The sequence below is a fragment of the Hoyosella altamirensis genome (genome assembly GCF_014191505.1).
GTDB classification, from domain to species: domain Bacteria; phylum Actinomycetota; class Actinomycetes; order Mycobacteriales; family Mycobacteriaceae; genus Hoyosella; species Hoyosella altamirensis.
In genome coordinates this window covers 1-12,187 of sequence record NZ_JACHWS010000004.1, presented here as the reverse complement: position 1 = coordinate 12,187, position 12,187 = coordinate 1, and the positions used below count along the sequence as shown (strand labels likewise).

The following is a 12,187-nucleotide window of genomic DNA, read 5'->3' as shown; positions in this document are numbered from 1 at the left end:
ATGAAGGGTGATGACCCAAACGATGCCTGAACCAGCAGTGGCGGCGGGGGAAGATCCTCGCCGCTACGCTCAGTTGCTGTCGAACGTCTACGACGCGATCATGACGGGCGCGCGACCGCCGGCGCGACCGCGCGACATCATCGCTGACTCGTGGCGCCGTCTGCAGCGCAGCGGCATCAACCCTGACTTCGGCGTCACAGTCCGTCCGGTAGCTGGCGATGAGCTCGAGGATCTTCGGCACAGTTCTGGCCTCGCCGAGGTGTACGACGGGATTTCTCACGCACTCGAGAGCATCACGGCTGACACGGAGAACATCCTCGTGGTGGCGGATCGTTCCGGCAGGGTGTTGTGGCGCGCTGGACCGACCCCAGTGCTCGCTCACGCAGACCGGCTCGGCTTTATCCTTGGCGCCAATTGGTCAGAAACGACGGTCGGGACAAACGCGATCGGCACGGCCCTCGTGTCGCGGCGGTCAGTGCAAATTTTCTCTGCCGAACATTACGTGCGCACCCATCATGCGTGGACCTGCGCGGGCGCGCCCGTTCGTGACCCTCGTGACGGACGGGTGCTCGGCGCCATCGACGTGAGTGGGCCCGCCCGGACCGTGCATCCGACAACGATCGCGCTCGTCGATGCGGTCGCGAAACTCACCGAGTCACAACTCCGGGAAGTGCATCGCAAGTCGCTCGACCGGCTCCGAACGGTTGCCTCGCCGGTCCTCGCAAAGTCGGGCGGCCCGGCACTGGCGATCGATGCACACGGGTGGGTCGCGGCGGTCGAAGGTATCGCGCCACAGAACCGTCTAGCGCTTCCTGACCAGATGGAAGCCGGTCAGGCGTGGCTGCCAGCGCTGGGATTGTGCGTCTGCGAACCGATCCCCGGCGGCTGGCTCGTCAGGCCGGTCCGCGACGCGGCCACACCCACCGCACCCACCGCAGTTGAGGTGGATCTCCGCGGCAGCCAGCCGCAGCTCACCGTCGCAGGCCCATGCGGCAACTGGACCACCACTCTCACGCCGCGACACGCTGAAATCTTGTTCGTCCTCGCGACCCACCGCGATGGCTGTACGGCGCGACAGCTCGCCGAACACCTCTTCGGCGATGCCAGCCGAGCGGTGACTGTACGCGCGGAACTCTTGCGTCTGCGACGCCACCTCGGCGCGGTTGTGCTGGGGCAGCCCTACCGGTTCGACCCCAATGCGATCGTCGCGGTGCAGGTGCCCACCGATCCGTCGCACCTGCTGCCAGGGTCGACGGCGCCCGCGGTCGTCCAGGCACGCATCCCTACTGGCCTTTGACAGCTTTCACAGAGCCGTTACACCGGCGTCACCGCAGGCGATGTCACGCTTCCTAGCCTTGGAGCAGCCGCTCACGAAGCGGCATTTCAGTTCCTAGGCAAGGCGGTGACGTATGACGATCGCGCATTTCAACGCGCTGAGCGCCGAACGAGCGGCGGCAATGATCAGCAGGTGCGCCTCCATTCCGCGCTGGGTTGACACGATTGTCGCGCGGCGGCCTTTCCCCTCGGTTGACCGGCTGCTTGAATTCGCTGAACGTGCATCCATGTGCTGGACGCCAGACGAGGTCGCGGCCGCCCTCGCGAAGCATCCTCAGATCAGTGAACGCGTCGCCAGTATGACGGGGCGCGCAGATGGCTCAGTCGCAGGCACTGGGCCGCAGAGCCCAGCGGCGCAGTCTCACGAACTGCGCACACTCGCTATGCACAGAATGGAATGGCTTTTCGGTACGTGACTCCGGCCTCCTTGGTGGAGCATGCAGCAGTAGGCTACAGCTCATGACCTCGGAGCAACCCCTGGAATCCCAGAAACGCGGCCGCCGGATCGCGATGAGCAAGCCCGAACTCGATGCGTACCTCGCCGCTGAGCGCACCTGCCGGGTTGCGACGGTCAGTAAGTCGGGGCCGCACGTGACACCACTCTGGTTTGTGTGGGACGGCGAATGCCTGTGGCTGTATTCGCTCACCCGAAGTTTGCGCTGGGCAGATATGCAGCGAGACCCCCGCATCGCTGTTGTCGTGGACGACGGTCATGACTACACCGAGTTGCGGGGCGTGGAGGTTGTCGGCGACGTCGAGGTGGTCGGTGAAGCCCCCCGTAAGGGTTCCGACGTCCCTGAACTTGCGCAACCGGAGTCACTCTTCGCGAGGAAGTACTTCGGGATGGACGCGATGCCTCACGACGGCCGCCATGGGTGGCTTCGCTTGCGGCCTAACGCAATCCGAAGCTGGGACTTCCGGAAAATGTGAAACCTTCAACCATCCCCGTCGCGAGTCGGCGGACCTCGTCGTCGAGCTCCAGAACTGGAACGTCGAAACGTCCGGCAAGCTGGCGGCGCAATAATGCGTATCCCACCGTGAGTGCGATAATCACGGAATAGAGTGCTGCAGCATTCACATCCGACCTCAGGACCCCCCGTTCCTGATCACGCTCGAAACCTTGCCGGATGGCATTTGCTGGGGTCAGCAACGCCGTCCGCTCACCATCGGTGACCAACATCGCAAGTGCCCGGAAAGCCTCGTATTGTTCACACGCGACTTGCAGCATTCTCCTGGTCAAACACGCTGCCGACGATACCGGGGGCAACTGATCGATCAGGTTCTTGTCGACGTAACGGCTCAGCGACTCGACGATGAGCCGTCGACGGGACCCGAAATAGTGGTAAACCAGACCCCTATTCACTCCCGCTGTGTCAGCAACGTTCTTGATACTCAAGCCGCAGAAAACTCCGCTCTGCTGAACGACAGTAATCGCCGCATCTTCGATGAGCGCAGCCGTCTTGTCCTGATCGAACGCCGCGCCCGTGTTGCACTCTTCCCGGAACATCCCGACATTATGCGCAGTGAGTGTGACACAAACCCTGACGAGTCCGATTTAGCAGAACGCTAAATCTCAATTCGCGGTACCGATGCAGAACAGCCTGTGCGGCTAGCTCAGCACTCTCAGCCCAGCCGCGGCGAGTTCAGCCACTGCCCCACCGACTCGTTCGTACCCGTCTCCGACGGTTTGCCCCGCGACATACCGCGCGTGGATACCTTCCGCGATCACCGCGATCTTGAAGTATCCCAGCGCAAGGTAGAAGTCGAGGTTACTGAGGTCCCGGCCGGACACCTGCGCGTAACGCTGAGCCTGCGCATCAGCAGAGGGCATTCGGGCACTTGTGGATGCCGCTGCATCAGCGAGCACATGTGCGAACGCGGTGTCGCGATAAACGAGGGCAAGCCCAAGGTCGGCGAGCGGGTCACCGAGAGTGGCCATTTCCCAATCGACGACCGCGCGTATGTCACCGGGGTCACCGAGAATCGCGTTGTCGATCCGGAAGTCACCGTGCACGATTGATGCGCCCGACTCGCGCGGCACCCGATCTGCCAGCTTGGTGTGCAGGGTCTCGATGTCATTGAGTTCCCGCGTCGCGACCCGCTGCCACTGGTCGCGCCAGCGCCGCACCTGTCGTCCCAGGTAGCCCTCGGGACGGCCGAACTCACCGAGCCCTACCCGCTCGTATGGCACAGCGTGCAACGTCGCGAGGGTTCCCATCAACGCATCCGAAACGGCCTGAATATCGATGTCGGACAGAGTCTTCAAATCCGATTCGCTTCGGATCACGGTGCCTTCCACAAAGGAAGCGACCGCAAACGGGACACCGATAACACTGCTGTCCTCACAGAGCACAATTGTGCGCGCGACAGGGACGCCGCTGTCTTGCAAGGCCTCGACCACTCGATATTCTCGGCTCATGTCATGCGCGGAGGGTGTGAGGCCCCCGAGAGGTGGTCGCCGGAGCACCCACCGCTGATCACCAGCGGTGAGCGCATACGTCAGGTTTGAACGGCCGCCGGAGAGCAACTCCGCGCTATCAACCTCAGGTGCATCGGGGATGGCGGCACGCAGGTAGCGGCGCAACGAGTCAACGTGCAGACCTACAGGATCAGTCATGACTCACCGCCTTGCCTGGCCGCCTTCGCAGCACGCTTCGCGATCGCCCAGCGGTGCGTCTCTGAGGGGCCGTCGTAAATGCGGAAGGGACGGACTTCGCGCAGGAAGCGTGACAGCAGGATGTCGCCGGACACTCCGAGCGAGCCACACAACTGCAGGCTGTTGTCGACAACCCGCCATACCGCCTCGGCCACAAAAGTTTTCGCTATCGACACGGAACTCGTTCCGGCTATCTCCTGGTCGAGTTCCCAGCACGCATGCAGAATCAGCGCTCGCGCGGCGGCAATATCAATTTCGTTGTCCGCGATCATCTTTTGCGCCATGCCCAGATCCGCGAGTCGGGACCCAAAGACTTGCCGCTCGTTGACGCGACTGAGCGCGATATCCTGTGCGCGCTTAGCAATTCCGAGCCACCGCATGCAATGGGTCATCCGGGCCGGACCGAGCCGCACCTGGGCGTACTCGAAACCCCGATCCACCTCGCCAAGCACGGCGCTATCAGGGACCTCGCAGTTGCTGAAATCAATCTCGCAATGCCCACCGTAGAGCGTCTCATCCAGGGTCTCAATGTGCCTGGTGATCGACATGCCGGGATTGTCAGCGTCAACAAGAAACATCGTCGCGCCACCGCGGCCGCCAGGCTCCCCCGAGGTGCGGGCCATGCAGATCGCGTACGCCGCACCGTCAGCGCCGGTAATGAACCACTTGCGACCGTTGATGCGCCAGCCGCCAGCCACCTTCTCGGCAGTGGTGCGCAACGCACCAGGGTCAGACCCCGCACCAGGCGCGGGCTCTGTCATCGCGAAACACGAACGGATCTCACCGGCTGCCAGCGGCTTCAGGTATTTTTCCTGCTGCTCCTCACTGGCGATACGTTCGAGCATGTGCATGTTGCCCTCGTCGGGTGCGGCGATGTTCAGCGCGAGCGGGCCGAGCAGCGAGTATCCAGCCGCCTCGAAAACTGGTGCGCGGGCACACATATCGAGGCCCTTCCCGCCATACTCAACACCCACGTGGGGGGCGAAGACGCCCGCATCCTTGGCTGCCTGCTGAAGTTCGAAGCGCACCGCTTCTCCCTTTGCGCCGTTCAGGACGCTTTTCGTGGCCTCTTCAGCCTTGATCACCACGTCACGGATGAACGTATCCGTTCGCTGGACGAGTTCGTTCACTTCAGGGCTGTGATTCAGGTTCAGAGTCATTTCGGTTCCTTGAATAGCGGCATGGTCACGCGCGCCAGATCTGTGCACCGCGGCGAGAGACGACGATGTTGGGGACGACAGCGTTGACGGACAAGCGCGAAATCGCGGCAGCTAGTTCCGCGACATCATTTGCGGCGAGCATCTCCGACGGCGCGACTGCATCATGCTTCCACTGGGCCATATCGGTATCCACGTATCCCGGCGATATGGCGCTGGCCGTCACACCGTTTACCGACTCCTCCAGAGTCACCGTTTCGCAGAGGGATATCAGCGCCGCTTTGCTTGCACCGTAGGCGCTGAGCTGAGCCTCGGAGGCGACGCCGGTGATCGACGCGAGCGCGATGATCTTCGCGCCGCGATCGGGTGCGCTCGCCGCGGTTTTTCGCAGTAGCGGCAGTGCCTCCTGAATGAGGATGAACTGTGCCCGCAAATTCACGTTGATCGCAAGGTCAAACATTTTCGTCGGCAGGTCCGCCACTAAACCTAGCGTTCCGACGCCAGCATTCAGTACAAGCACATCAAGTTGGCCGAACTGTGCCGCATGCGAGGCCAGCAGAGCGCGAACATCGTCCTCGACAGCCATGTTCGCGGCGACGGTATGGATTTCAGCTCCCGTCTGGTCGCGCAGGCGCTCGGCGGTGTCGCGTAGGCCCGGCTCCCGCCGGGCCGAAAGCGTAAGTCTGTAGCCTTCTTCCGCGAGTTTCTGCGCGATCGCGGCTCCTATGCCGCGTGAAGCGCCCGTAATAAGCGCCGTTCGTTGAGTCAATTCAGACACCTTTTTCGCGAGCGCCGACGGTCATCAGCGCGATTTCGACATACTGTTCTGCCAGTTCTGTCGGGCTCAGCGGGCCATCGGGGTTGTACCAGCGACCAATTGACTGACACATACCGAGGATTGCCCTCGCAGTTTCCGCGGCCAGGCCGGTGGTGAATACCTTTTCGAGAACGCCCTTTTCGACGATCTTCGTCACCAGGTTCTCGACTTCCTTCCGCCGGGCCGCGTACCGTTTCCGGTTGTCCGGCGACAGGTGCCGCAGTTCCTGATCGAGTGCGGCCAGGCGGGTGCGGTGCGCCATGTGGAGCACAACAGTTTCCACCACGTTGATGAACTGCTGCCGCACGTCCGCGCCGCCCGCATCAGACGCTGCCCGGACTCGCCACGCCACTTCGCCTGTGGCGAGTTCAAGCAAGGCCACAAAGACGCCTTCCTTGCTTTCGTGGTGGTAGTAGATGGAGGGCACTGTCAGACCGACGCGGCGAGCCAGGTCGCGAACCGTCGTTCCATGGAAACCGTGCTCGTAGAACGCGTCGGCAGCAGCTGCCAGGATCGGGCTCAGTTCGAGTGGCGCGTAGGTTCGCCAGTCCCGTTCCTGTTTCGTTGTCAACGGGGAGCCATGCGGATAGCGCCATCAAGGCGAATGGTCTCGCCGTTGAGCATCGGATTCTCCACAATGTGACGCGCGAGTGCGCCGTACTCGACCGGGTCTCCCAGACGCGATGGGTGCGGAACCTGAGCACCAAGGGAGTTGATCGCTTCTTCGGGGAGTGAGGCGAACAGGGGTGTGTGGAACAGCCCAGGGGCGATCGTGACGACGCGGATCTTTAGGCTGGCAAGATCGCGAGCGATCGGCAGTGTCATACCTACGATGCCACCTTTGGAGGCAGAGTAAGCGGCCTGGCCCACCTGACCGTCGAACGCCGCGACTGACGCGGTGTTGATGATGACGCCGCGCTCTTCCCCAATCGGCTCGGATTTGGCCATTCGCTCAGCAGTCAGCCGAATTACGTTGAACGTTCCGACCAGGTTGACATTAAGCACCTTCGTGAAGTCGGCCAGCGGAAAGGCACCCGACTTCCCCACGGTTTTGATGGCGTTACCGATTCCCGCGCAGTTCACGACCACCCGCAGATCGCCCAGCGTATCCGCTTCACTGATTGCTGCGGCCACCTCCGTTTCACTGGTCACGTCGGCCGCTGCGAAAACTGCGCCGTCACCCAGTTCCTTCGCGATCGTCGCGCCGTCGGATGAGGGCAAGTCGACGATGACAACTTTGGCCCCCTTGCTGTGGAGTTCGCGCACAGTTGCCAAACCGAGGCCGGACGCTCCGCCAGTTACGAGTGCGACAGTGCTGCTGGGTTCCATATGACTGCTCCTTTAGGTTGGCTAGACATACTCACGTTATCTAACGATCGCTAAGTTAGAAAGACTAGACGGCTAAGCTGTCCCTAAAGCACTTCTCTAAGGAGTCAGCGATGGGGTTCTACGGCGACCATGTCGTGCCACGGATAATCAACTTCGCCTGCGGAATGAAAATGGGCGATCCGCAGCGCCGTCGGGTCTGTGCTGGCCTTGCCGGCGATGTCGTCGAAATCGGGTTCGGGTCAGGACTTAACATTCCGTTTTACCCAGCGTCGGTCAACAGTGTCGCCGCGATCGAACCGGCAGACGTTGCGTGGAAGCTGGCCCAGAAGCGGGTGCAAAGCTCACCGGTACCAATCAGACGCTCCGGACTGGACGGCCAGTCGCTCCCACTCGACGATGACAGCTTCGATTCGGCATTGACGACGTGGACGCTGTGCACCATTCCCGACCCGGTGACCGCGCTCAAAGAAGTGCGCCGGGTGCTGAAACCCGGCGGGCGGCTGCACTTCGTGGAACATGGACTCGCCCCGGACGAGAACGTGCAGCGGTGGCAGCACCGGCTGAACCCCATGCAGCAGCGCCTCTTCGGTGGATGCAATCTCAACCGTCAGATAGTCAGTCTGGTGCAGGAAGCTGGGTTCAGCGTCGACGAACTCGACCAGTTCTACGAGAATGGTGCACCGAAAGCGATGGGTGCGCTCTCCTTGGGAACCGCCGTGGCGCGCTGACCCGACTACCGCCAGATCGTGAAGGACTTACCCTCCGTGAGAGGGAAGATCCTTCACGATCCGAGCACACGTGCTACAAATCACGCAGCCCAGGGGCCGGACAAGCGTCGGCGACATCGACAACTACCTGCCCGGCCTCCGCTGGCTCCGGCCGCACGCCGGTTTTCCAGCCAGCGCCATCAATCACCTGTTCCGCAGCGAGCGCCGACAACTCGTCCGCCTCGAACGCGCGTCCCCTGCTCAGGAATCGCACGCCTTCGGGCGACTCCAGACTGAATCCCGACCCCCGGCCCGGCACCACGTCAAGCACGAGCTGGGTGTGCTTCCAGGTTTCGAACTGGGAGCCCGATATCCAGACCGGAACACTTCCGTCGCCGAGTTCAAGCACGCCGAGGAGGACGTCGCGCTCGCCAACGATGAAGTCGCCCAGTGGGTAGCACATCGGTGCTGAGCCATCACAACAGCCGCCAGATTGATGGAGCATCAACGGGCCGTGGCGGCCAGCGAGCTGCTTAAGCAGATCGCGAGCCGCCACGGTCATCACCACACGGTGCATCAGAAGAAGCCTTGTGCGCCTGGTGCGTAGCTCACCAGCAGATTCTTGGTCTGCTGGTAGTGATCGAGCATCATCCGGTGGTTCTCACGACCGATACCCGACTGCTTGTATCCACCGAACGCAGCGTGAGCTGGGTACTGGTGGTAGGTGTTCGTCCACACCCGCCCCGCCTGGATCTCTCGGCCCGCGCGGTATGCGGTGTCACCGGTCCGTGACCACACACCAGCTCCCAGGCCGTACAGCGTGTCATTCGCGATGCGGATCGCATCATCAAAGTCCTTGAAAGATGTCACCGAAACAACCGGCCCGAAGATCTCTTCCTGGAAGATGCGCATCTTGTTGTTGCCGGTGAAGATCGTCGGCTGCACGTAGTAGCCACCGGACAGATCGCCACCGAGGTCCGCACGCTCACCGCCGGTGACAACATGTGCGCCTTCACTCTTGCCGATCTCGATGTACGAGAGGATCTTCTCGAGCTGATCGTTGGATGCCTGGGCACCGATCATCGTGTCAGTGTCGAGAGGGTTGCCCTGGCGTACTGCCTTGGTGCGTATCGCGGCGAGCTCGAGAAACTCGTCGTAGATGTCTTCCTGGATCAGCGCACGTGACGGGCAGGTGCACACTTCACCCTGGTTCAGCGCGAACATGGTGAAGCCTTCGAGCGCCTTGTCCTGGTAGCTGTCGTTCTGGGCGAGAACATCCGAGAAGAAGATATTCGGGCTTTTTCCGCCGAGTTCCAGCGTCACGGGGATCAGGTTCTCCGACGCGTACTGCATGATCAGACGACCGGTGGTGGTCTCACCGGTGAAGGCGATCTTCCGGATCCGGTTGCTCGATGCCAGCGGCTTCCCGGCTTCCACACCGAAACCGTTGACGATGTTGAGGACACCGGGCGGCAGCAGGTCACCGATAATTGAGATCAGGTACATGATCGAAGCTGGGGTTTGCTCCGCAGGCTTCAGGACGATGGCGTTGCCAGCAGCGAGCGCGGGAGCCAGCTTCCAGACAGCCATGAGAATGGGGAAGTTCCACGGAATGATTTGTCCGACCACCCCGAGTGGCTCGTGGAAGTGGTAGGCAACGGTGTCATCGTTCAGTTCCGACAGCGAGCCTTCCTGAGCGCGAATCGCACCGGCAAAGTAGCGGAAATGGTCGATCGCGAGCGGAATGTCTGCGTTGAGTGTTTCGCGGATGGGCTTGCCGTTGTCCCACGCCTCCGCGAGTGCGATGGATTCGAGGTTCTCCTCGATGCGGTCAGCGATCTTGTTGAGGATGTTGGCGCGGACAGCAACGGGCGTCTTGCCCCATTTGGGCGCGGCCGCGTGCGCCGCGTCGAGAGCCTTCTCAATATCCTCAGCGGTGGAACGTGCAATTTCGATGAATGGCTGGCCGGTCACTGGGGTGACGTTCTCGAAGTACTCGCCCTTCGCGGGCGCTACCCATTCGCCACCGATCCAGTTGTCATACCGCGACGGGTACGACATCAGCGCGTCAGGTGAACCGGGACGGGAATACTCGGTCATGAACTCCTCCAGTGCTTGTGGGTTGTGATCCACGACACTAGGCGCACTAACGTTGCAACACAGTTGCATGATCGCGAGTTAGCGGCTGTACTCCCGATTGAGCCGGTCGACGCGCGCTTTGACCTGGCAGAACAGCGGAGCCGCCGGATCGAGAGAGCTGAGATACGCGGTGAGGGCAACGATGTCTTCTCGCCCGTGCACGGACGATGTCCATCGGGCTAGCAACTCAGTATCACCCGCTCGCAGCAGCGCAGCCTGGATCCGTACTTGCAGTTCCTCGCGCAGGTCGACGACGCCCGGCGCAAAAGACTCCGGCAAGACAGGCCCCGGATAGGCACGCAAAGCGGCGCGGACGTCACCGCGGTCCAAAGCTGAGCGCACTTCGGCGACATCGGTGCGAAGCTCGGTGAGCAGCCGGTACGGACGCGAACCGAGCCGCTCTGCCCCGATAACCTTGCGGAGCCGGGAAAGCTCGGCGCGCACAGTGACGTCGTCCAGTTCCTCTTCGTCAAGAAGGACCGCGAGGCGCTGCGACGTGAGACCTTCGGGATGCTCAGCAAGCAGCAACAGAATCTCCGCATGCCGCTGCGACAACCTGTTGTGGTCAGCACCCAAGTGCAGCACGGGCCGGACCGCCCCTAGCGTTTCGAGCCGCGGCACCGCCTCCGTCAAGGCATGCGGCGACCGAAGCAGATGCAGCCGCAATTCGGTTTCCGCCGCCATCACGGTTGCTTTCACGAGCTGCAGCACTTCCGGCGCGGCGACGCGGGGACCGCCTGTGATGTCGATCGCGCCGATGATCCGGCCTGATAGTGGATCATGCACGGGCGCGGCTGAACAGCTCCACTCATGCACGGAACGATTGAAGTGCTCCGTACCGAAGATCTGCACCGAATGATCGAGTGCGAGCGCTGTGCCGGGCGCGTTCGTTCCGACACGTTCTTCGCTCCAGTCCGCGCCTTCCACAAAGCTCATTCCGACGGCACGGTCGCGTGCGAGATGGTCACCCTCAACCCAGAGCAAACGGCCCGCTTCGTCCGTCATCGCGACGAGCAGCTCGCTGTCCGCGGCATCTTCGACGAGGAGCTTGCGAACCACTGGGCGGATCAGCGCCATCGGATGCGCAGATCGGTAGCCCTTGAGTTCCTCCTCGACAAGAAACCCGGTCTGGTCGACGGTTTCCGGGGAGATACCGCGCTCCTTCGCGCGCAACCAGGACTCGCGCACAACCTTGCGCACCGACGCGGGCGCTGCGCCATTCGGCGTGGCAAGGAACGACTGCCACGCCGCAGACAGGTCCCGGGCGAGCCGTGTGATGTCCTCGCCCGGTGGCAGCGCCAGCCACGGGTTACCGGTGGGCCGCGGTTGGGTCATTGATGTCTGTGCCTCCTCCCTACCGAGAGTAACCCACGTCACTCTCGGAGAGAGACCTCACAGAGATGGGTCAATGAGCACTTTCATCTTCTTGCCCGCATGCAGCGCATGGAATCCCTCATCGACTACCTGCTCGATGGGGATGGTGGTGACCCAGCCGGTCGTGTCGTAATGCCCGTTCGCCATGAGGTCGATGACCGCACGGTAGTCGTCGCCGGTGTAGCAGAGTGAGCCCTGAATGCGCGATTCGTTCATCACCAGGTTGAGCAACGGCGTTTCCAGCGGCTTTTCGTAGATGGCAACGCTCACCAGAGGTTTGTGGGCGCCGATGCATTGCAGCGCCGTTTCGACTGCGGGCTGAACACCCGCGGCGTCATAGGCGGCGTCGACGCCGCTGCCACCAGTGTGGTCGCCGATGAACTCCGCGACATTCACCGACGTCGGATCGAGGGTTTTCGCGCCCAGGTTTTCGATCGACGCGCGCCGCACCGGGGATGGTTCCACCACATACACGTCGTCGAGTCCGAGTCCCTTCAGCGCGAACCACACACCGATACCGATCGGCCCGGCCCCCATCACCACGGCGGTGTCCCCGGCCCGCACATTTCCGAGCTTCGCAGCGTGGTACGCGACAGACATCGGCTCGACGAGAGCGCCGAGTTGCAGCGACACCGAGTCAGGCAGCTTGTGCAGCATGTTTTGTGGAACCACG

Annotated in this window: 14 protein-coding genes; 4 read left to right on the top strand and 10 right to left on the bottom strand. The window is 62.2% G+C overall.

Annotated elements, in window-relative coordinates; translation table 11 throughout:
- The first annotated feature begins 10 nt into the window (after positions 1–10).
- The 3 genes from FHU29_RS19205 (at position 11) to FHU29_RS19195 (ending at position 2,265) form a co-directional block, all read left to right on the top strand.
- Complete coding sequence (locus tag FHU29_RS19205) at positions 11–1,297, top strand: helix-turn-helix domain-containing protein (RefSeq protein WP_064438510.1); 1,287 nt, start codon at positions 11–13, stop codon at positions 1,295–1,297.
- Between the two features lie 112 nt (positions 1,298–1,409).
- Complete coding sequence (locus FHU29_RS19200) at positions 1,410–1,751, top strand: 2-oxo-4-hydroxy-4-carboxy-5-ureidoimidazoline decarboxylase (RefSeq protein ID WP_064438511.1); 342 nt, start codon at positions 1,410–1,412, stop codon at positions 1,749–1,751.
- A 43-nt stretch (positions 1,752–1,794) separates the two neighbouring features.
- Positions 1,795–2,265: a pyridoxamine 5'-phosphate oxidase family protein gene (locus FHU29_RS19195; protein WP_064438512.1), complete on the top strand. Its 471-nt coding sequence runs from the start codon at positions 1,795–1,797 to the stop codon at positions 2,263–2,265.
- On the opposite strand, the gene FHU29_RS19190 is transcribed toward FHU29_RS19195, so the two are convergent.
- The 6 genes from FHU29_RS19190 to FHU29_RS19165 form a co-directional block, all read right to left on the bottom strand.
- On the bottom strand, positions 2,228–2,842 hold the full coding sequence (locus FHU29_RS19190; RefSeq protein WP_064438513.1) for a TetR/AcrR family transcriptional regulator: 615 nt from the start codon (positions 2,840–2,842) through the stop codon (positions 2,228–2,230). The genes FHU29_RS19195 and FHU29_RS19190 overlap by 38 nt on opposite strands.
- A gap of 102 nt (positions 2,843–2,944) precedes the next feature.
- The gene (locus tag FHU29_RS19185; protein ID WP_064438514.1) at positions 2,945–3,952 is read right to left on the bottom strand and encodes a phosphotransferase family protein; all 1,008 of its coding nucleotides are present in this window, start codon (positions 3,950–3,952) and stop codon (positions 2,945–2,947) included.
- Positions 3,949–5,151: an acyl-CoA dehydrogenase family protein gene (locus tag FHU29_RS19180; RefSeq protein WP_064438515.1), complete on the bottom strand. Its 1,203-nt coding sequence runs from the start codon at positions 5,149–5,151 to the stop codon at positions 3,949–3,951. Before FHU29_RS19180 ends, FHU29_RS19185 begins: the two co-directional genes overlap by 4 nt.
- 25 nt (positions 5,152–5,176) lie before the next feature.
- Positions 5,177–5,917: an SDR family NAD(P)-dependent oxidoreductase gene (locus FHU29_RS19175; RefSeq protein WP_221195236.1), complete on the bottom strand. Its 741-nt coding sequence runs from the start codon at positions 5,915–5,917 to the stop codon at positions 5,177–5,179.
- 1 nt (position 5,918) lies between these two features.
- Positions 5,919–6,536, bottom strand: coding sequence for a TetR/AcrR family transcriptional regulator (locus FHU29_RS19170; RefSeq protein WP_064438517.1), 618 nt, complete (start codon positions 6,534–6,536; stop codon positions 5,919–5,921).
- Complete coding sequence (locus tag FHU29_RS19165; protein WP_064438518.1) at positions 6,533–7,294, bottom strand: 3-hydroxyacyl-CoA dehydrogenase; 762 nt, start codon at positions 7,292–7,294, stop codon at positions 6,533–6,535. The genes FHU29_RS19170 and FHU29_RS19165 overlap by 4 nt, the downstream gene beginning before the upstream one ends.
- 110 nt (positions 7,295–7,404) lie before the next feature.
- Here FHU29_RS19165 and FHU29_RS19160 point away from each other — a divergent pair, with 110 nt between their 5' ends.
- Entirely contained in the window at positions 7,405–8,022 is a 618-nt protein-coding gene (locus FHU29_RS19160) for a class I SAM-dependent methyltransferase (protein WP_064438519.1), read from the top strand.
- Positions 8,023–8,095: 73 nt separating this feature from the next.
- Here the strand turns inward: FHU29_RS19160 and FHU29_RS19155 are convergent, their stop codons facing one another.
- The 4 genes from FHU29_RS19155 to FHU29_RS19140 all read right to left on the bottom strand — a co-directional run.
- The gene (locus FHU29_RS19155; protein ID WP_064438520.1) at positions 8,096–8,578 is read right to left on the bottom strand and encodes a DUF779 domain-containing protein; all 483 of its coding nucleotides are present in this window, start codon (positions 8,576–8,578) and stop codon (positions 8,096–8,098) included.
- Positions 8,578–10,101 (bottom strand): aldehyde dehydrogenase, encoded by a 1,524-nt coding sequence (gene adh, locus FHU29_RS19150; protein ID WP_064438521.1) that lies wholly within the window; start codon positions 10,099–10,101, stop codon positions 8,578–8,580. The genes FHU29_RS19155 and adh overlap by 1 nt, the downstream gene beginning before the upstream one ends.
- 78 nt (positions 10,102–10,179) lie before the next feature.
- Positions 10,180–11,475, bottom strand: coding sequence for a sigma-54-dependent transcriptional regulator family protein (locus FHU29_RS19145; RefSeq protein ID WP_064438522.1), 1,296 nt, complete (start codon positions 11,473–11,475; stop codon positions 10,180–10,182).
- A 57-nt stretch (positions 11,476–11,532) separates the two neighbouring features.
- Positions 11,533–12,187, bottom strand: a 655-nt coding sequence (locus FHU29_RS19140; protein WP_183377622.1) for a zinc-binding dehydrogenase, incomplete at its 5' end; no start/stop codon positions are given.

Excerpts from the sequence above, each read along its gene's own strand:
- FHU29_RS19205 (WP_064438510.1), top strand. The coding sequence starts at position 11 with ATGACCCAAACGATGCCTGAACCAGCAGTGGCGGCGGGGGAAGATCCT.
- FHU29_RS19200 (WP_064438511.1), top strand. The coding sequence starts at position 1,410 with ATGACGATCGCGCATTTCAACGCGCTGAGCGCCGAACGAGCGGCGGCA.
- FHU29_RS19195 (WP_064438512.1), top strand. The coding sequence starts at position 1,795 with ATGACCTCGGAGCAACCCCTGGAATCCCAGAAACGCGGCCGCCGGATC.
- FHU29_RS19190 (WP_064438513.1), bottom strand. The coding sequence starts at position 2,842 with ATGTTCCGGGAAGAGTGCAACACGGGCGCGGCGTTCGATCAGGACAAG.
- FHU29_RS19185 (WP_064438514.1), bottom strand. The coding sequence starts at position 3,952 with ATGACTGATCCTGTAGGTCTGCACGTTGACTCGTTGCGCCGCTACCTG.
- FHU29_RS19180 (WP_064438515.1), bottom strand. The coding sequence starts at position 5,151 with ATGACTCTGAACCTGAATCACAGCCCTGAAGTGAACGAACTCGTCCAG.
- FHU29_RS19165 (WP_064438518.1), bottom strand. The coding sequence starts at position 7,294 with ATGGAACCCAGCAGCACTGTCGCACTCGTAACTGGCGGAGCGTCCGGC.
- FHU29_RS19160 (WP_064438519.1), top strand. The coding sequence starts at position 7,405 with ATGGGGTTCTACGGCGACCATGTCGTGCCACGGATAATCAACTTCGCC.
- FHU29_RS19155 (WP_064438520.1), bottom strand. The coding sequence starts at position 8,578 with ATGCACCGTGTGGTGATGACCGTGGCGGCTCGCGATCTGCTTAAGCAG.
- adh (WP_064438521.1), bottom strand. The coding sequence starts at position 10,101 with ATGACCGAGTATTCCCGTCCCGGTTCACCTGACGCGCTGATGTCGTAC.
- FHU29_RS19145 (WP_064438522.1), bottom strand. The coding sequence starts at position 11,475 with ATGACCCAACCGCGGCCCACCGGTAACCCGTGGCTGGCGCTGCCACCG.